Annotated in this window: 6 protein-coding genes (1 of these 6 cut by a window edge); all 6 read left to right on the top strand. The window is 77.0% G+C overall.

Translation table 11 applies throughout. The features are described 5' to 3' along the window. Nucleotides 1-37: 37 nt before the first annotated feature. Nucleotides 38-361 (top strand): hypothetical protein, encoded by a 324-nt coding sequence (locus DMP17_RS40790; RefSeq protein WP_337832348.1) that lies wholly within the window; start codon nt 38-40, stop codon nt 359-361. After that, a complete protein-coding gene (locus DMP17_RS40785; RefSeq protein ID WP_337832347.1) occupies nt 354-3,212 on the top strand; it encodes a hypothetical protein in 2,859 nt (952 codons plus the stop codon). Before DMP17_RS40790 ends, DMP17_RS40785 begins: the two co-directional genes overlap by 8 nt. 2 nt (nt 3,213-3,214) lie before the next feature. Further along, nucleotides 3,215-4,789: a hypothetical protein gene (locus DMP17_RS40780; RefSeq protein WP_337832346.1), complete on the top strand. Its 1,575-nt coding sequence runs from the start codon at nt 3,215-3,217 to the stop codon at nt 4,787-4,789. A gap of 43 nt (nt 4,790-4,832) precedes the next feature. Further along, entirely contained in the window at nt 4,833-5,285 is a 453-nt protein-coding gene (locus DMP17_RS40775) for a YbaB/EbfC family DNA-binding protein (RefSeq protein WP_226350131.1), read from the top strand. Further along, nucleotides 5,275-5,586: a WXG100 family type VII secretion target gene (locus DMP17_RS40770; protein WP_226350132.1), complete on the top strand. Its 312-nt coding sequence runs from the start codon at nt 5,275-5,277 to the stop codon at nt 5,584-5,586. Before DMP17_RS40775 ends, DMP17_RS40770 begins: the two co-directional genes overlap by 11 nt. A gap of 100 nt (nt 5,587-5,686) precedes the next feature. Continuing rightward, nucleotides 5,687-20,974 carry the 5' portion of a toxin glutamine deamidase domain-containing protein gene (locus DMP17_RS40765; protein WP_337832345.1) on the top strand. Its footprint extends 13,854 nt past the window's final position, so the window shows 15,288 of its 29,142 coding nt (coding positions 1-15,288); it begins with the start codon at nt 5,687-5,689; its stop codon lies beyond the right edge, outside the window.

Raw genomic sequence — 20,974 nt, 5'->3', positions numbered from 1 at the left:
CGCCGGCTCCACCCTTCCCGAGAGGACACCCAGGACCATGGCCGAGCAGACCCGCGTCGACGTCGGCGCCGTCACCGCATCCGCCGACGCCGTCGGTGCCCTGCTGCCCCCGAGCTCCGGCTCCCGGGACCGGCTCGGCGCGGACTGGTCGCCCTCGGGGCCGTTCGCGGCGGCGCAGCAGCTCGACGGGGTGTCCGACGCGCGCGCCCAGGAGCTGCTGAGCTACGTCACCGCACTCCGCACCGAGCTCGGGGAGTTCGGTGGTTCCCTCGCCGCCACCGCCCGCAACCTGGTCGACACCGACGTCGTCTCCGGCACGCGGGTGACCGGCCTGCCCGGTGACGAGGTCGTCGATGCCTGACGCCGACGACCCGGACGCGTTCGGCCTCGCCGGACAGGACACCGCGCCCCCTCCGGCGTTCAACGCCTCGGACTTCAAGACCTGGACGACGTTGCAGTTCCAGGTCGAGGGCATCGCGCCCCAGGAGGGTCAGTCCGCCGCGCCGGCGGCGTGGAAGAAGCTCGGCGACCAGTTCCAGACCGCCACCGAGCGCCTCCAGTCGATCAACGACGACGTCGCCAAGCTGGTCAAGCAGGTCGACGAGGCGCTGGAGGGACAGGCCGGGACGGCCTTCCAGGACTACGCCGACGGCGTGCTGAAGGAGAGCAAGGCCTTCGCCGCGGTCCTGGCGGACAAGAAGTACGCCGACACCGTCCGCGGCGTCGGCACCGACATCTCCACCTTCCGGGACAAGTGGTGGGAGACGGTCGAGCAGAGCTGGGAGGACCGTCGCGCGGCCCAGGACAAGGTGCGCGCGAAGGCGGTCTCGGCCGTGACGCTCGCGGCGGCGGCGGGGGACTCGTCCCTGATCGCCGACGTCGTGCAGACCTACAAGAACGTGGTGCGCCGGATCGAGAACGAGTACGAGGACGAGCTCGTCACGGCACTCCAGAAGCTGCTCGGCGGGCTGGCGGACGACTACTCGACGGCGGCCGGGGACATGGCTGCGCTGGAGATCGTGCGCGGCGAGAAGGCGCGCGGGTCGAAGGAGGCCGTCGCCAAGCTCGACAAGAAGGGTGACGACGACTCCGACGACGACTCCGACGGCTCCGGGTCCGACGACGACGATGACGACTCCGAGGGCTCCGGGTCCGGGGACGACGATGACGACACCGACTCGGACTCGGACTCCGACTCCGACGGGGCCCCGCCCACCGTCGAGGAGCTGGAGCAGCAGATCGAGGACCTCGAGGAACGCGTCGAGGAGCTGGAGACCGGTGGGACCGGCGGCGGCGACGGTGCCGGTGACGGCATCGGTGGTGCCGGTGACGGCCTCGGCGACGACGAGGGCTCGGGTTCCGGCTCGGGTTCCGGTTCCGGTTCCGGCTCGGATGAGGGTTCGGGTTCCGGCGGCAGCGGTGGCGCCCACGGTGGGGGCAACGCCGGTGGCGGCGCCCGCGACAAGGCGCTGGACGACGCCCGGAACGCGGCCGGCCAGGCCATCGACGACCTGGCGGGCGGTGGCGGTACCGGCGGCGGCACCGGCGGTGGCGACCCCGGCTCCGGCTCCGGCGAGACCGGGGGCTCGGGCGGGGGCGTCCCGGCCCCCGAGATCCCCGACCTGTCGACGGGCGGCGAGGACACCGGTGGCTCCGGGGGGTCGACCGCGGACCCGCAGCGCCAGGCAGCGCTCGACCAGGCGAAGAAGGCCGCCGGCGACGCCATCGACGGCCTCCGCGGCGAGACGTCCGACCCCACACGCGACAAGGCGCTCGAGGACGCCAGGAACGCCGCGAACCAGGCGATCGACGATCTGTCGGGCAGCGGCTCCGGCGGCACCGGCGACGGCTCGACGGGCGCGGGCGGAGGTCTGACCGGCTCGCCGGGCGGCGGCTCGCCGGGGTCGGGCTCGGGCTCGGGCGGCGGTGCGAAGTCGCCGGGGTCGGGTGGCGGCAGCGGACCCGGCTCCGAGGGCGCCAAGCGCGACCAGGCGCTGGAGGACGCGAAGAAGGCCGCGAACGAGGCCATCGAGGACCTCCAGGACCCGGTCTCCGAGGGTGGCTCCGGGGACGGCAGCGGTTCCGGGGACGGCAGTGGCTCCGGTGGGGGTCCGGGCTCCGGGGACGAGGGCGGCAACCCCGCGCACGACCAGGCGATGCGGGACGCGAAGGAGGCCGCCGACAAGGCGATCGACGAGCTGCGTACCGACGACCCGGTCCGCAACGACGCCCTCGACCAGGCCAAGGAGGCCGCGAACCAGGCGATCGAGGACCTCGCCGCCGAGGGGGCCGACACGGACGGCACGGCACTGCGGCCCGACGACCGCGGTCTGCTCGACCAGGCGCACGGGGCGGCCAACAAGGCACTCGCCGAGCTGGGCCCGGACGCCACGCCCGAGCAGGCGAGGGCGGCCGTCGAGAAGGCCATCGACGACCTCGGAAACCCCACCGGCGACCCGCACCGCCAGGCGGTACTCGACGAGCTGAAGAAGACCGCGACCGATGCCCTGGGCGACGAGCCGCCCGGTCGCGTCTCGGACGCGATGGACAAGGCCTTCGAGGAGCTCGGCCAGGACGCGGCGGACAAGACCGGCCTCGGGGACGACCCGGGGGCCCGGACCGCGACCGAGGGCGACGGCACCGGCGGTGGGTCGTCGGCGTCCCCGCCGGACCTGCCGTCGGCCGAGGAGCTGATGGGTGAGTCCGGTGGCGCGGGCGGCGGCGCGGACGACGGTGCCGGTGGTGCCGGGGGCGGCCCGGAGGACGGCGCGGGTGGCGGCGGCCCGGTGTCGCCGCCGGACCTGCCGTCGGCCGAGGAGCTGATGGGCGAGTCCGGTGGCGCGGGCGGCGGCGCCGACGACGGTGCCGGTGGCGCCGGCGGCGGCCTCGGCGGTGGTGCCGGTGGCGGCCCGGGTGCGCTCGACCCGAGCCTGGCCCGGTTCGACACCGACGTCGCCGCCGAACGCGGCTTCGGTGTGCCGCCCGGCGGCGTCCCGAACGGGCAGGTGCTCCCCGCGGCCAACGCCGCGGCCGGCGGACCGATGGGCGGCGGTATGCCGATGGGTGGCATGCCGATGGGCGGTGCGGGGATGTCCCCGCAGGGCATGGGACAGGAGCGTGAGCGCGAGCCGCACACCTGGCTGCAGGCCGAGGGCGGGATCTGGGACGAGGACACCGACCATCTCGCCCCCGGTGTGATCGGACGGACCTGACCGTGACCACCCCCGTGCCCCCGGTGGACACCGGGTTCGACGCGATCGTCGCGCAGCTGCTCGCGGCCGACCCCGACGTGCTGTACCGGCGGGCGGACGCCGTCGACGCCGTCGTCGTCGAGTTGGAGACGGCCCGCGACGGGCTGCGCCGCGAGACCCGCCGCGTCCAGGAGGCGATGCTCGGCGCGACCGCGGACGGGTTCGCCGCCGAGTCCGCGTCGAAGGTGGCCGCACTGGAACGGTCGCTGGAGGCCGTCCGGACCTGGCCGCTCGCCCTGCGCGGCGCCGGCGACGAGCTCGGGCGCGCCCGCAGCGCGGCGATGTCGCTGCGCGAGCAGCGCGCCGCCTGGGCCGGTCACCCGCAGGCCGCCGAGGTCGAGGCGACGTTCGCCGCGGCGGCGCGCGCGGAGCTGGCCCGGGTGGAGACGGCCTTCGCCTCGTCGGGCGGTGCGCAGCAGCCGATCGCGGCGGTACCGGGGTCGTCGCCGGCCGGTGGGCCGACGGTGACCGCGGTGTCGACCACCGCGCCGCCGCAGCCGGAGGTGGTCACCGCGGTGCGGCCGGGGTCGGCGGGCCCGACGGCCGGGATCCCGGGGCTGACCGCACCCGGCCCGGAGGCGGCGGGCATCCGCGCGGCCGCGCTCCCGGAGGCACCCGCCCCGGTGACGGACGGGTCGCCCACGGCGCCGGGGGACGCGGCGTTCGCCCCGACGGCGTTCGCGCTCGGTGGCCAGACCCTCGGTGCCCCCGCGGCCGCCCCCTCCGGGACGCTGCAGTCCGCGCCGGTGACCCCCGCGCCGTCGACTGCCGCGCGAGCCACGGCCGTGGCCCCGTCGGGGGTGCTGGGGCGCCCGTCGGACAGCAGCCGGACCGGCACACCGGCGACGGTCACCGCGCCGGTCGGCACCCGGGCCGCCCTCTCCCCGGAGTCGCCCGGGGCCGACCCGGACCGGTCCGCCGATGGCGGTGGAACGCTCCCCGGGGGGCTGGTCGGGATGGCGGCGGGCGGCGTGCTCGGACGCGGTACGACCGAGGGCAGGACCCCGGCCGGGACCGGGCCGTCCCCCGCCACGGAGCGGACGGACGCGACCCGTCGCGAGGCAGGGCGCACCACCGGTACGGACGCGGTCGGGTCCGTGTCGCTGCCGGAGGTCGAGGCGCTGCAGGCCACCACCTCCGGAGGCGGCCCGTCCACGCCGTCCGACCGGATCCGCGCGGGTGCGGGTCCGCTGACGTCGTCGGTGGGCCTGCCGTCCTCGCCGCCCGTGTCGTCGGGCGGACCGGCGATACGGGTGCCGACGCTGCCGGTCACCGGCGACGCGGCGGCGATCGCGACGCTGCCGGTCACGACACCCACCCCGGACCCCCGGAGCGCCGGACGCCTCCCGCTGTCCCCGGCAGCCGGTGAGGCGGGGATGCCCGGCGGGGCGCCGATGGGCGGGCCGTTCATGCCGATGGGGGCCGGGATGGCCGCCGGGATGAACCAGAACGACGACCGCGCCCGCGAGACCTCACTGACCGCTGATCCCAGCAACTGGCAGGACGACGGGGTGCCGGGAGTGCTGGGCCGCAGCTGAGGCCCGACATCCACCCGACCGACCACACGAGGAGGAGACACCCATGAGCGACGCCACGGACCACGAGGGGTACTACGCCCGGCGGCTCGACGAGGCCTTCGAGCAGGTCGAGCAGGAACGCGCCCGGGTCGGGGAGGTCAGCCGGGTCTGGAAGGAGGAGCAGACGACGGTCGTCGCGAAGGACCGCTCGTTCACCATGACCTTCGACGGCCGTGGCGATCTCGCCGACCTCAGCTTCCACGGCACCCGGTACCGCTCGCTGGCGCCCACCGAGCTCGCGCACCTGATCGTCGGGACGCTGCAGGCGGGTCGGCTGCAGGCCCTGGAGCGCACCGCCGCGATCGTGCAGGAGGGCGGTGGCGCGGAGGGGCTGGACCTGGTGGGACTGGCCACCGGGAAGGTCGACCCCTCCGAGATGATCGAGTCGCTGATGGGCTCGATGTTCGCCGAGATGGGCGTCGAGGACCCGACCCGGGGTGAGCGTCGTGGCCGATGAGACCTACGTCGACCTCCCCGGCGTCCGGCGCAACGCCGAGGGGGTGCGCCGCATCCGGAGCGACCTGGCAGGGCCGTTGGAGCGTCTGAACGCGCTCAGCGCGGAGTACGAGGGCTGCTGGGGCACCGACGACATCGGCAAGGCCTTCGGGGAGAAGTACTCCCCGGACTCGACCGAGGCCCGCGCCGGTGTCGGCGAGACGACCGAGGGGCTCGACATCTACGCCGACAACCTCGAGATCTCGGCGGACAACCTGTCGCGGCTCGACGAGGACAACGCCTCCCACGTCCCTCCCGCGTAGCGCACGCCGTCCGTCCCCGCACGACACCAACCCGATCCGGCCGCACCGCCGGGTCCGACCCTCACACGATCGGTGGAACGAGGAAGGAGGGAACCCTGCGATGCCAGGTGGGTCGACCGAGCTGCCCGACTCCCTCCAGAAGTTCTTCAAGGTCACCCTCGGGATGGAGTGGCCGGAGGGCAACGAGGGCAACCTGCGGGCGCTGAGCGGCGCCTGGGCCGACCTCGCCGCGGCACTGGAGCAGGCCGCGATCGACGCTCGGCGGTCCGGGGCCGACCTCGACGACGTCCTGCGCGGCGACACCGGGGCCGCGAACGCGAAGCTCCTCGGCGAGGACTACGCCGCCAGCCTCACCGAGCTGGCCCAGGGTGCCGACGAGTTCCGCAAGGCGACGAAGAACGCCGCGGCGGACATCCAAAAGGGCAAGATCATGTTGATCGTGATGGCCGCGATGACCCTCGCGGCCGTCATCGAGCTGCTCGTGTCGCTGTTCGGGGCGATCTTCGTGCCGGCCGTCCTCGCCGCGGCCCGGGTCGGCCTGTGGGCGCTGCTCCGGCAGATGGTCAAGCAGATGATCCAGGCGGTCGCGCGGCTCGGGCTGAACAAGGCGACCGCCCAGACGCTGCTGCGGGGCATCTCGAAGGCGCTCGCGGAGGCGACCAAGCGGGCGGCGCTCTACGGTGCGGCCGGCGCCGGGCTCATGGCCGGCCTCGACGGTCTCATCCAGGTCGGGCAGAACGAGTCGGGTGGCCGCGAGGGCTACGACCTCGACTCCATCGGGCACAGCGCGATCGGTGGTGCGATCGGCGGAGCCGGTGCGGGGCTCGCGCGCGCGGCGGCCGGGGGCGTGCGCAGCTGGAGCAACAGCGCGATGCGCAACCTCAACCGGGCCCGTCCGCCCGGAGCCCCGCCCCAGCAGCTCGCCCGCCACGTGCGCGCGTTCGGCATCCTCGGCTACGCCGGTGCGCAGATCATGACCGCGCCGGCGTCCGGCGCGGTCATCAACGCGGTGTTCGGCGAGGACTCCAACCCGTTCTTCGGTGCGATCGGCGCACTCGGCGGGATGCGCCGCCGGCCCGGCGGCGACTTCGGCCTCGCCGCGAGCAAGGTCCCCTTCCTCAACCGGGCGTCCCTGCTGGACCACATGAAGAAGGAGGGGCTGGGCCCCTCGGCGACCCCGCCGCCCTGGATGTCCTCCGCCGGTCCCGACGACGTCCTCCGGATCCCCACGACGTCCGACGGGTCGGGGCCGACCCCCGGTACGCGCCCGTCCGGCGACGACCCGGCGACGTCCCGGGGCGACGACGGGGACTCGTCGGCGCCGTCGCGGTCGTCGGGGCAGGGACCGGAGAGCCGGCCGCCGCTGGTCATCCCGTCGTCGCCGACGGTGAGCTCGTCGTCGACGGCGACGCCGGAGTCCGTGCCGGCGACGGTGACCGGCGGATCGTCCGGCACCGCGTCCGGCCCGACGTGGGGCTCGGCCGCCGGCGCCCGGCCGGAACCGGTGTCGGAGCCTCCGGCCTCCTCCGTCACGCCCGTCGCCGGCGACACGACGAACCTGTCGACCCCGGACGGAGCGCCGGTCCTGGGCAACGGCAACACCAGCGGCAACACCAGCGGCGGCACGGGTGGCGACACGGGGGGCGGCGCTGCGGGCGGCCGCGATGCGCCGGGGAACAGCGCGCCGAGCAGCAACGTGCCGGGTAGCAATGCGCCGGGCAGCAACGTGCCGGGTGAGAGCGCGCCGGTCAGCAACTCGCCGGGCAACAGCGCGCCGGGTAGCAACGCGCTGGGTAGCAACGTGCCGGGTGAGAGCGCGCCGGTCAGCAACTCGCCGGGCAACAACGCGCCGGGCAGCAACGCGCCGGGCAGCAACGCGCCGAGCAACGACGCACCGAGCAACAGCGCGCCGAGCAACGACGCACCGAGCAACAGCGCGCCGGGGAACGACGCACCGAGCAACAGCGCGCCGGGCAGCCCCGCCACGGTCGACTCCGCGCCGGGGGACAGGGCGCCGGGCACCGGGGCTCCGGAGAACAGCGCGCCGGGCAGCACGGCTCCCGGAAGCACCGCACCGGGCAACACCGCCACGGGTGGCGACGCACCGGGCAGCATCGCACCGGGAAGCGACGCGCCGCCCAGCGCCGTGCCCGGTCACGGCGCGCCGGTCGGTGCAGCGCCGGCCGGCACCGCCGCGGGCACCCCTGCCGGGGGCACCCCTGCGTCGGGCAACACCGCGTCGGGCAGCCCTGCGTCGGGCAATGCCGCGTCCGGCAACACCGCGTCGGGCAACACCGCGTCCGGTGGCAGCTCGACCGCGCCCCGGCCGACGTCGGACACCGCGGTCAGGAGCACCGGCGGGGAGGCACCGAACCCGGCGGCGCCGGTCAGCGAGGGTCGGGACCAGGGCTCCACGCCTCAGCGGGGCACCGTCGAGGGGGAGGGCACCGGCGGCCGCGGGACCGACGCTCCGGGCCCGGCGGCGGTGCAGTCCGACGGCGCCGCCCCGCCCGGACGGGCCACGACCGGCGACGGTCCCTCCACACCGGACGGATCCCGCGACACCGTCGGGACCCGTCCGACCGAACCCACCGCATCCACCGGGACCGTGCGCGACGCGACCACCGACTCCGCAGGCGGTCCGGTCCGCGAGCCGGTCCGGGGCGAGCAGGCGCCCACGGTGGGCGGCGACGCGCGCACCCCGGAGCTCTCCCCGTCCCGCGTCGCCGACGACACCGACGGTCGTGGGACGGGTGGCCCGGTCGCCACCCCGCAGCCGCCCGCCGCGTCGTCGACCACCCAGCCGGCCACGTCCGGGGCCGGTCGCGACACCGCCACGACCTCCGGCGGAGGGCGCACCGACGCCACCCCGTCCGGCCAGGGCTCGGGGGCGAACACCCCCCGATCCGCCCAGCAGGCGCCGTCGACCGGCACGTCGGCGGGGGAGGGGCGCACCGTCGGCGGCGAGTCCGCCACCCGCGCGACCGGTGGTGGGCGCGACGCCGCCCCGACCGCCGCCGACGGCGCCCGTTCCGCGGACACCTCCCGCTCCGGGGGATCCCCGCTCGCCCCGGCCGCCGGGGACCGGGCCACCTGGGAGACGTCGGGGTCCCCGTTCACCGACCTCGACCGCACCCCGCCCACCGCACCCGTCGAGCCCACGGTCCTGCCCGCGGACGTGTCGTCCACGCCCGCGACCGGTACGCCCCCGCCGGTGTCCACCTCGGTCACGGCGGGGTCGACCCCGGCAGCCCCGGCCCCGACGCCCTCGTCCGCGGCCCCGACGCCCCCGGCCCCGCCGTCCTCGACCCCGGCTCCGACCCAGACCCCGACGGCGTCCCCGACGTCCGCCCCGCCCCGCACCGGAACCGACGGTGCCCCACCGCCCGCGCCGCGCACCGACGGCGCCCCGCCGGCCCCCGCACGCACCGACGGCACCACACCGGCGCGCACCGACGGCAGCACGCCGGCCCCTGCGCGCACCGACGGCAGCACGCCGGCCCCGGCACGCACCGCCGGGTCCGGCGGGCCGGACACGACCCGGACCGGCGACCCGGCGTCCGGCGAACACCGCCCGGCCACCGCCCGCGGTGCCCGCACCCCGGAGGGGGATCCTCGCGTCCCGGAGTCCCGCCCGGCCGAGTCCGGCGGGCGCTCGCGCACCCGCGACCGCGAGGACGGCACCGTCGTCCTGCCGGTGCCGACCCCGGATCCCGCCGAGTCCGGTCCGCCCGCCCCGCGCCGCGGCGACGACGGGGGGCGGTCCGCCGCACCCGGGTCCGAACAGAGCGCGCCGGTCACACCGGTCCGGTTCCGCGAGTCCACCACCTCGATCGACGAGGACGCCCGCGGCCCGATCCGCGACGCCACCGACGCGTTCGTCCGCGACGTCCTGGCCACGCCGCCGGACCGCCGGGCCCCCGCCATGACGATCACCGGCCACGGCAACGGGACCATGCGCCGCACACCGTGGTCGATCGACGGCACCGGCACCGGCCGGGCCCGGGCCGACGCGGTGCGGGCCGTCGTCCTCGAGCGGCTCGACGAGCTCGCCCGCGAGGGCGGCCTGGGGGGCCGGGACACCTCGGAGTTCCGGGTGCTGGCGCGGACGGACGCGACGCCGCTGACCCCCGGCGCGCTGCGCGACACGAACCGGATCGCGATCATCGACTACACCACCGACGACGTCACCGGCCCCCGGTCGGAGAGCACGGTGACCTTCTCCTCGGGCCAGCACCGTCCCGGCCCGGGTGCCGACGCCGACATCGTCGCGCTCGCGGGTCAGGTCCGCGAACGCCTCCGCGACGGCGGCCCGGTGCGCGTGGAGATCGTCGGCGACGGCACCGGCCGTCCCGCGCAGCGGCTGGCGAACCGCGGCGGCGCGCTGATCGAGTCCTCCGGCCGGGTCGCGAAGACCAGGCTCGGCAGCGCCGAGAAGTGGACCCGCGACCTGCTCCGGCACCCCGCCGACGACCCCCGTCCGCCGGGGCGGTGGGTGGTCCGGCCACCGTCGGCCGGCCCCGAGGCACTCCTGGAGCAACGGCGCACCGCCGGCCGGGAGCGGGCCGACGCCGTCGCGAACCGGCTCCGCGAGCTGCTCGGCGACCACGCCGACGGGGTGCGCATCGCGACCCGGGCCGCCGTCGACCGCGCTCCGGACGGGCCGGTCGGTGCCCCGTCCCGGTCGGTGCGTGCCGTCGTCGAACAGGACGCGCAGCGCCCGCCGGAGGCGGTCGGCCGCCGCGGGCCCGCCGAGGACGGCGTGCTGCGGAACGACGGCGACGGCGCCCGTGACGGTGACGGCGGCGGCCCCCGCGACAGCGGCGACAGCGCCCGGAGCGACGCGGCCCCCGCCGGCGCGCCCGTCCGCATCCCGTTCGCCGAGGGCGCCCACCGGATCGCCCACCGCGACCGCGCAGCGGTCGAACGCGCCACCGACGCGTGGATCGACGACGTCGTCGCCGCGCGTGCGGCCGGCGGCCCGACGCCCGCCCTGGTGGTCACCGGGCACGGCAACGGGTCGCGCGACCTCGTCCGCCCCTGGGCCGACCGCACCGGCGCCGAGGTCACCGGCCGCGACCGCGCCCGCTCCGTGCACGACGTCGCCGAGCAGCGCCTGGCCGAGCGGCTGCGCACCGACCGGGCGGGCGGCCTCACCCGCGAGGACTTCCGCATCGTCTCCGGCGGCAGCGCGCGCCCGCCCGTCCCGGACGCGTCCGTGGAGCAGCGCCGCGTCGCCGTCGTCGAGCAGCGGACCGACGACGTCGCCCGTACCGACTCGGTGCACGACGTGGCCTTCGACTCCCACGTCACCCGCCTCGACGACGACGCCCGCCGCGACCTCACGACCTTCGCGGGGGAGGTCCGTGAACGCGCCCGTCTGGCCGTCGCGGCCGGGAACCCCCCGCCCCGGGTGCTGCTCGTCGGCGACGGCATGGGGCACCGCGCCGACCGGGCCCGCGGCACCGCGGAGTCCCTCATCGGCCGGGCCGACACCGACCGGGCCGGCCGGCCGCGCAACGACGTGGCCCAGCGGCTGGCGACGGGCCGTGCGCGGGCGCTGGCCGCGGCCGTGTTCCTGCGCGGGCAGCTCGCGGACGTCCCCGGGGTCCGGATCGTGCACCGCGCCGCGGTCGACGCACCGGACGGTGTCGTGCCCCGGCCGGGCCGCGGCGTGCAGGCGCACGTCGACGCGCCGGTGCCGCGCACCGTCATGGGCGACCCGCAGGGCCGTCACCTGCAGGACGTGCCCCGCCGGGTCCACGTCCCGCTGCTGGGCGGACGGTTCACCGCCGACGTCCGACGCGCCCTGGAGATGTGGATCGCCCGGACCGGCGACCCCTCCGCCGTGCACGTGTGGGCCGACGCCCCCGCCCGCGGCCACGGTGGGCTCTCGGCCGTGTCCCGGCGCCGCCTGACCGACCTCGGGGTCACCGTCCGCGACGTCTCCACCGACCTCCCGTCCGGTACCCGCGCGACCGACCGGATCCTCAACCACCGGCTCCGCACCGGTTCCTTCACCGGGGTCGGCACGGACGTCGCGCTGTCGGTCGTCCACTCCGAGGGCGGCGTCTGGGCCGACCCGGCCGTGCGCGCCACCGGCGACGGCCCACCCGCCCCGCTCCCCGCGACCATGCCCCGCATGCCCGGCGGCGTCACCGACGGCGAGCCGCTGTTCCCGCTGCTCACCGGCCGCGTGGACGGGCTCGACGGTCCCGGTACCGGGCTGCTCGTCGCCCCACCCGGCTCGGCGCTGCTGCAGACCCTGCTCAACTCCGACCGGCTCGGCGAGGACGGGTTCCTCACGGGCCGTCTGCAGGAGCACCTCGACTCCCGCCCGGTGGACCTGACCGCGCGGGCCGACCGCGGCACCGAGGCCGACCTGCGCACCGACCTCGGCTCCGGCCGGTTCCGTGTCGACGACCACGTGCTGTCGCCGTGGACCGGCCGCGACGTGCCCGCCCCGGCCGCCGCGCCCCGCTCGCTGCTGCGGGTGCAGTCGGTGGGCCCCGAACAGCGGCGCGCCGTCGCGGACCTCATCGCGTCGATGGTCCCGGGCGCATCGGCACGGCGGTCGGGGACGGCGACGTCGTCGCAGCTCGACGCGATGCTCACGCACCGGCCGTCGGCGCTGCACCAGGGACTGCCCTCCGAGGTCGAGGTCGGCGGCCGCCGCTACGAGGCCGTCGTCGCCGTGGACCACGACCCCGGCCGCCGGGGCCACGGCCCCGACCCCGCCGCGACCGACGGCACCGAGCAGATCCGGCGCGGCACCGACAACCTCGTCGAGGGCCGCTACGACGACAGCAGCCGCGCCGTCCCGATCGCCGGCTCCGGCGGCTCGCTCGCCGGGTACGGCGGTGCCGCGGTCACCGTGACCGGGGGCGACACCGTCGGGCACCGGACCCGCAAGACGGTCAACAACGACGTCGGCTACGACGCCAAGCACACCCCGGCCGCCGACGTCCCGGTCCGCTTCACCGTCACCCTGCGCGACGAGTCCGGCGCCTTCGTCGGGCCCGGACCACGCGTCCTGGACGGCACCGCCACCGGATGGTTCGACCAGCCGACCCCGAACGCCGGCGCCCGCCCCGCCGTCGAGCTCGGTCCCGGCGCCGGGCCCGCGCTGTCCAACGCCGCGGTCCTCGACGTCCGTGGACCCGGCCCGGACGCGGTCCTGGCCGCGCTGGCCGACCAGCTCCCGCCCGGGCTGCTGCAACCGGGGTCCCCGGGCCGCAACCGGCTGCTGCACTTCCTGTCCGACAACCATCTCGCCCACCACTACGAACGGTTCACCACCGGCTGGGTGCGCTCGGACGAGCTGCGCAACCCCGGCGGGCCACCGGTGTACGTCGAGTCCCGGCTGGTGCCGAAGAAGGGGTCGTGGCTGGCCGAGCTCGACGGCAAGACCACCAAGCAGCAGCGCATCGACTGGGGCGTCGAGGGCAGCAGAAGCTCCCGTCTCGGTGTCTCCGGGGAGATCCGCGGGGGCTGGCGGTTCTTCCCGAAGGTGGCCTTCCTGCACCTCGGCCCGTACCTCGGGGTGGGCTGGAACCGCAGCCGCGGCTGGGCGGCCACCCACATCGGGGCGTCGCGGCGCAACGTCGACCAGAGCTCCCTGGGCGCCTACGAGGTCGAGCTCGTGCGCGAGACCAGGGTGCGGTGGGGGTCGACCAGCCCCGTCGCACCCCCGGCCCGGACGCCGGTGGAGCTGGTCCTCGCCGACTCCCCGCACAACGCCCGCGACGCGGGACTGCCCGTCACCGACACCGTCCGCGACGCCCGCAACACCGACCGCCGGACCGACACCCTCCCGCCCTACCTGGCCGCGGGCCTGGGCATCGGCCGGGGACACATGCACTCCCTCGGCGACGCACCGACCCGGCTGCGCGAGCGGATCGACCAGATCATCGCCTCGGTCGGCGGCCCGTTCGCCGACCTCGCCGACGGCGACGGGAGCCACCGCGCGTCGACCAGCAGCTCGACGGTCCGCGACCTCGGTGAGACCTGGCGGATGCTCGACCACAACACCACCCAGACGCTGCTGGGCACCAGCGCCGACTCCCTCTACGACGGCGGCGTCGACCTCGTGCTGGCGCGCAACCGGTTCCGCCGTACCGAGTACCTGCACCTGAGGATCACCGCCGAGATGCTCGACGTCGGCGACGAGGGCCCGCTCGACGGGATCAGCGTCAAGACCAGCGCCGGCAACCGCACCGAGTCCGTCAGCGGTGCCGCCACCGGGATCGAGGGGACGCTGGGGCTGCGGGCCGGGCTCGGGTTCGAGGCCGGCGCGGTCTACCCGGGCCTGGGGGCACGGGCCTCGGCCGGTCTCGGCCACAGCGACGGCGGCGCCGGCGGCACCATCACCGGCCGGCGCGCGGTCGCCGGTCCCGCCGGGACCTCGCACCGGGTCACCGGCGAGAACCTCTACACCATCACCGCGGAGCGGTTCAGCGAGACCAACGCGTTCGGGCGGCTCACCGGCATCGGTGCGCCCGGTCGGCACGTGAGCCCCCGGACCCCGGTGGTGCTGCCCGACGGCCCGCCGATCCGGGAGCCGTTCGCGCTGGACGTGCCGGCCGACGAGATGCTCACCCCGGGTACGCCGCCGGAGGCCCAGGGCATCCGCAGCCGGCCGCGGATCACCATGGACAGCCCGGTCGGTGCCCGGCGCCGGGACTTCGCACAGACCCTGCTGGCCGACAGCACCTTCACCTGGGTCGGTGGGGTCAGGGAGCGCCGCACCGCCGCCGAGGCCGCGCTCACCGCCGCCGCCGGGGGAGACGCGGTACTGGGCCGGCGCGGGACCGAGGACGGCCGCGCGCTCGAGGCCGTCCTGGCCCCGCAGCGGGTGTCCAACGACCGCGGGGTCACCGAACGCGGGCTCGCCACACCCGAGCAGGTGCACAAGCGCCGCTGGCGGGACCGGCGCGGCACCGTCGTGTCCACCCTGGGCCTCTACGACCTGCGGGTCGTCGACGTGCGGCACGCGCCGCCGACCGGCCGCGCCCGCAGCGAGGTCGTCTACGGCGGCTACGTCGCGTCCGGCTCGTCGTCGAACGCCCGGGGCGCCCAGGGACGGGCCGGGTTCGAGGTCAACGACTCGTCGCTGACCGCCCAGGAGCTGGAGCAGTCCTCGCGCCACCCCACCGGGTCGGGCGGGATCCACGGCGGCTACCAGGTCGGCGCCCGCGACACCGGGGCCCAGGGGACCCTCGGTGCGCGCGAGACGTTCAACGACGGGTCCGGTGGCCGGTCGTTCGTCGTGAAGGCCCGTGGCGTGGTCACCCACCGGGCGACGTCGTGGGAGAGCAACCAGCTCCTCGACACCGTGCACACCCCCACCCGCCGGACCGCCATCCGCTACGTCGACCTGCCCGACCACGTGTTCCTGTCCGTCGGCGAGGAGCAGATGCGGGTGTGGGGCCTGCTCCCGCAGGAGGAGAACCGCCCGCACCAGGCACCGGTGGACCTGCAGGTGCCGCCGACGCTGCGCGGCGACGACCCCGTCGCCGGTCTGGGCTGGCCCACCGACGAGGGGCTGCGCGCCCCGCTGGCCGACATCAACGACCAGCTCCCCGGGCACTTCGCCGGCCGGCTCGACGCCGACGAGGTCGCGCTGCTGACCGAGCGGCTCACCGATCCGCAGCGGGGCATCTCCGCGGCCGACCTGAAGGGGCTGCACAGCAGCCTCGGCGGGGACGGGGTGCCGTTCAGCGCCTCCCGGCGGGGCTTCTTCGTCCACCACGACCTGTCCGGGCACCTGTCGTTCGTGCCGGACACCACCCCGGGAGCGACGCGCGTCGAGCAGGTCGTCCACGACGGGCACGCGCCCAAGGTGGAGCAGTACTTCGCCGACCAGCGCTCGTCGACGTCGGTGCGCAGCTCCGGCCCGGTCGCGCAGTTCGGCGGCACCCTCGGCGGCCGGGGCGGCAGCGGTGGCGAGGACCCGTACTACGGCGGCGGCTCCGGCGGGCTCGCCGCGTCCTCGTCGCGGACCGACGTGCACACCGACACCACGGCCGACACCGTCCGGACCTGGCGCTTCCTCGGCTACGACGGGCCCACCGCGATCATCGGGCAGACCGGTCGTCTCTCGCTGACCGTCACCCGCGACGGCGAGACCATCCCCGGCCCGACGTCGGCGCCGTTCACGCTCCGCCACCGGGTGCCCGCGGCGTTCCTGTCGTCCCTGCCGGACCTGCCGCAGCCGCCCCCGGACCAGACCCGCCGGGCCGGACCCGGTGGTGACGCGCCGCGGATCGACCCGGACACGGCGATGGGCGTCGTCCGCACCGACGCCGTGGCGATGAGCCGCGCGGTGCAGGACCACCTCGCGACGGTGGACGTGCCGGACGCGTTCCGACGGCCCGGCGAGGGGGGCCGCCACCAGCTCGACGTGCTGTTCTCGCCCGAACACCTCGACTCGTGGATCCCGTCGATGCTGAAGGGCTCGGCGACGCTCCCGCCGGTCGTGCACCCCACCCAGGTGGGCGTGACGCTGACCCCGCGGATCACGGCGACCCCGGTGTCGCTGCACACCGACGGGGTGTCCTCGGCGATGAACCTCGGCGCCGAGTCCAACTTCCACATCGGGACCCAGACCGCGTCGTCGCAGACCCACTCCGGTGACGTCGTCGGCTCGGTCGTCGGGGAGGGCCGCGACGTCGGCAGCAGCCGCGGCGACGCGCGCGCCGACGGCGCGGCCGGAGCCTCCACGAGCAACCGCGGCGGCCAGGCACCGTTGATCGGGCGCGAGCACGAAACGAAGCTCGGCGACCCCGTCCGGCTGCTCGGCGGCCGGTTCGACTACCGGATCGAGCTGGAGCTGAACCGGCCGGGTCGGGCCCCGGAGACGTTCACGGTGCCGACGGTGACCGGCACCGGGATGCGGCTGTTCCTGCCCGAACGCCACGCCGCGGACCTGCTCGGACCGATGCCCGAGACGGTGCGCACCGCGATGGAGCAGGAGAAGACCCGCGCCGGCGAGTGGCGGGCCGCCGACACCGCGCTGGTGGAGCTGCAGCGCCGGAACGACCAGCTGTGGCTCGACGCGGGCCCCGGCGGCCGCGCCACCCTGGCTCGGGACCGGGCCGCCGAGATCGCGGCGATCGACGCCGACCGACGGACCGCCGCCACCCGGTTCGACGAGGCGGCCCGGGCCTGGGCGCAGGCCAAGACCGACCTCGACCGCCGCGTCCGCGAGTGGGTGAGCCCCGGTGCCGGTCGCGACGACGTCGTCCCGCCCCCGCCCGTGCGTCCCGCCCCGCCGCCCGCACCGCCCGCACCGCCTGCCCCGGCGCCGCCGCAGCGTCCGGCCGCGGCCGCACCGGCCCCGTCGCCGGTCCCCGAGGGGATGCCCCCGGCGGTGCCGCACCCGTCGGTGCCCGAGGCGCCCACCGACGCCCAGGCCGCGGCGATCGGCCAGGCCCTGCAGGTCTACGACCGGCCGTCCGGCCCGGACGAGGTGCGCGCGGCGTACGCGCAGTGGCGCGGGCGCGGCGAGCCGATGCCGCGCGGGGGCGACTGGTCGCTGGCCGCGGCCGTCGCGAACCCGGACCTGGTCGGTGACGGGCCGGGTGCCCGTGCGATCGGCGTCGAGGCGGAGTTCCTCCGCCACCGGTTGGTGAACCTCGCGGAGTTCGTCGCCCCCGGTGACGAGCTCGCCGGGTCCACGGCCCTCACGGCGGTGGCCGAGATCGGCCCGTCGGGCATGACGCTGGAGCTGGTCACCCAGCCGGCCGGCCTCCTCGACGGCGACGTCGGCCGGGTGCCGCTCGAGGAGAGTGCGGCGGCGCTGGACCGGGTGCTGCAGCGGCTGGCCGCCCTGACCGGTCCCGCGCCGCTCTCCACCATCTTCCCGTCGCCGGAGTACCGGCTCTCCTCCGACGCCGACGGGGTCCGGGTCGAGCCCCTGACCGGGTCCGGCGGGGTCACGGTGTCGCCCCACTACACCGCCGGGACCGCCGTCGCCGGACTCGCGGACCTGCTGACCTGGCTGTCCGGCCGGTCGGCGGCGGTCAACGTGTTCCCGGCCCACGCGGCCCGCCTGCACCTGGCGGACGGGCTGGAGCTGGGCCGCCGGGTGGCCGAGGAGATGGTGACCGACCCGGCGTTCGCCGACCGGCCGCCGCACACCCTGGCCGCGACCCGGACGGCCGTGCACGGCACGGTCGCCGCCCTCTACCTGCAGTTCGCGGCCATGTCCCAGCGCCTGCACGCCGACGGCGGAGTCGCGCTGACCAAGAATTTCTCCGCGTTCAACCTGCGGCACTTCCCCGACCACGTCGTCGAGGGCACCGGCCCGGAGGGCGCCGCCTGGCTGCACCGCAACACGGGCCCGGTGATGGAGCGGTTCGCCTCGACGTTCCGTGCCCTCGACCCGCAGGGACACCGCCGGGACCCCGACCCCGGCCTGCTCGACCGCAGGCTCCCCCCGCGCCGCATGAACGACTCCGACCCCAGCACCGCGACCCTGCGCGACTGGCTGTACGGCGGGCTCAGCGACGACCCGCAGCGCCGCCGGGTGGGCCCCGACGAGGCGCTGGGGATCAGCACCACGCTGCCGGAGCTCGACCACAACCGCGCCGCGGACGGCACGCCCCGGCTGACCCCGCCCGCCGCCGTGGGGGAGATGCGCCACGAGGGGCCGCGCACCCAGCGCGACGGCGGGTCGCCGTTCGCCGGTCCCCAGGACCTGCAGACCGGCATCCGCGAGATCGGTACGGCGAGCCGGGAGGCCTACAGCGCGGCCGAGGCGCTGCTCGCCCAGGCGTCGATCGCGGCGACGCCGTTCGCCGCCCCGGGGACGTGGGCCCCCGCCCTGCGCGGTGAGAGCCTCGGCGCCGGCCTCGACGCGGGGCTGGCCGCCCACGAGACCTGGCGGGGGACCCCCCGGGTCGCGTACGGCTCCGCGGCGACCCCGCTCGCGGCCGCCGTCGCCGACGTCGAGAACGCCTTCGGCGCTCCGCTCGCCCCGGTCGGGGAGGGGCCGGGGGCGTTCGGCACGGTCGTCGACCGGATCCGGCGGGCCGGCCACGGGGCCGACGCGATCGTCCACGCCTACCCGGAGGCCGCCGAGCCCGGCCGCTCCTACGGTCGCGGCGACTGGGTCGGGCCGGTGCGTCGCGTCTGGAACCTGGTCAACCACGAGGGCACCGTCTGGCTCGTCGACCCGCGGACCGGCACGGCCACCGTCGCCGGTCCGGACCCGATCCCGCGGATCGGCCGGGTGTTCGCCGTGGGCGCCGATCCCGACGCGGCCCCGATCCCGTTCACCCCCGACGCCGCGGCCCGGACCGCTCCGGACGACCCGGGCGCGGGGGCCCGCCCCGAGACCGGCCCGCCCGGCGACGGGCCGACCACCACGGCCGGTCCGGACACCGGGCCGCCCGCCCCCTCCCGGTCGTGGCGCCCCGGCCCGCTGTGGCGCACGGACGCGACGCCGGCCGCCCCGCAGCTCCGGGACCCGCTGCAGCCCGCGCAGTGGGAGGCCCGCCGTGGCGACGCGACGCCCGGGACCGCGCACACCGAGCAGATCCGCGTCCTGCAGCAGCCGGACGGCACCCTGACCCCGCAGGGCAACCCGGTGACCGTCGACGTGCGCCGCATCGAGGTCGAGCCGGGACGGTGGGTGCGCGAGCTGACCCTGCCGCTGCACCTCGTCGGGGACCCGGCACACGTCGCCCGCGCCACGGAGCTGGCCACGCAGGCGCTGCGCGACCACGTCGACGGCCGCTACACGCTGCCCGGCGGCGACCAGCTGCACCTGCGCATCGAGCCGACGACGCGGGCCGACGCCAACCGCGTCCTCGTGACCTCCGAGCCGGGGTACACCGGGGCGAACTCGACGTCGCTGCACTGGCGGATGGAGCACCTCGAGCGCGGCGACGACCCCGCGCAGGCGGTCGGCCGCACGTTCCACGAGCTGCTGCACCGGGTCGGTCTGCCCGACCGCTACCGGGTCCCCGGCGCGGTCCTCGGCGGGGTCGTCGACGGGACCGGTGTGATGGGCACGGACTGGCGGAGCACGCTGCTCACCGGCGCCGACCTGGCCCGGATCGACGAGGTCGCACGCCAGGCCCCCACCCACGACCTGCCGCTGCCGGCGCCGCGGGACGCCACCCCACCCGCCCCGCCCGCCGCGGAGGGCCCGCCGGTGCGCGGCGCCGACGGCGACCCGATCGCCCCGGACTCCTTCGACTGGGGCACGACCCGCTCCGGCACCGACGCCCCGGGGGACACCGGGGATCCGCTCGGGCCGGAGAGCACGCACGGCTCGTCCGACACCGGGAGCACCCACGGTCCCGGCGACGCGACCCGGCTCACCGTCGCGTTCGACGAGGGTGTCCACCGGGTGGACGCGACCGGGCGGGCCGCCGTGCAGGCCGCCACCGACCGGTGGATCGACGACGTCGTCGCGGCCCGCGCCGAGGGCCGCCCCACCCCGGCCCTGACGGTGACCGGGCACGGCAACGGCTCCCGTTCGTCGTCGCGGGCGTGGGCCGACCGCACCGGTGCCGAGCGGACCGGGCTCGACCGGGCCCGCGACGTCGAGTCGATCGCCCGGGCCCGGCTGCGCGCACGGGTCGTCAACGGCGCGACCGGCGGGCTCGCGGAACGGGAGTTCCGGATCGTCGCCGCCGGGACCGTGCGACCGCCGTCGCCCGGGGCGTCCCCGGCCGAGCACCGTGTCGCGGTGCTGGGGCGCGACACCGCCGACGTCACCGCCGTGGACTCGGTGCACGACGTGCCGTTCCGCAGCCACACCACCCGCCTGGACGCCGCCGCCCGCCGTGAGCTGCAGGGCATCGCCGAGCAGGTCCGTGAACGGGCCCGCCTCGCCCGCGACCAGGGGCTGCCGCCGCCGCGGGTCCGGCTCGTCGGCGACGGCATCGGCCACCGCGCCGACCGGCTCCGCGGTGACGCGCGCAGGCTGCTGGGCGACGCCGACACCGACCGGGCCGGTCGCGCGCGCGACGACGTCGACCACCGCCGCACCACCGGGCACGGTCGGGCCACCGCGGCCGCGGTCTACCTGCGCGGCCTGCTCGCCGACGTCGAGGGCGGGGTCCGGGTCACCGCCCGCTCCGCCGTCGACGCGCCCGACGGCGTCGTCCCACCCCCGTCGCGCGGGGTGCAGGCGCTCGTCGACCAGCCCGTCCGGCGCACCGTGATGGGCGACCAGGACGGGCGCCACCTCGCCGACGTCCCGCGCCGGGTGCACCTCCCGATGCTGGACGGGCGGCTGGACGCACAGATCCTGCAGTCGCTGGACGTGTGGGCGGAGCGGACCGGCGACCCCGCCACCGTGCACGTCTGGACCGACGCGGGCCGGCTCACCGACACCGCCCGGGCCGGCCTGGACCGGCGTGGGTTCACCATC

This window comes from Pseudonocardia sp. TMWB2A (genome assembly GCF_017312135.1).
Note: the sequence above shows the minus strand (reverse complement) of the source record. Positions and strands in the feature narration are given on the sequence as shown.

What these genes read in the sequence shown, in the direction of transcription:
- DMP17_RS40790 (WP_337832348.1), top strand. Translation starts at nt 38, where the DNA reads ATGGCCGAGCAGACCCGCGTCGACGTCGGCGCCGTCACCGCATCCGCC.
- DMP17_RS40785 (WP_337832347.1), top strand. Translation starts at nt 354, where the DNA reads ATGCCTGACGCCGACGACCCGGACGCGTTCGGCCTCGCCGGACAGGAC.
- DMP17_RS40775 (WP_226350131.1), top strand. Translation starts at nt 4,833, where the DNA reads ATGAGCGACGCCACGGACCACGAGGGGTACTACGCCCGGCGGCTCGAC.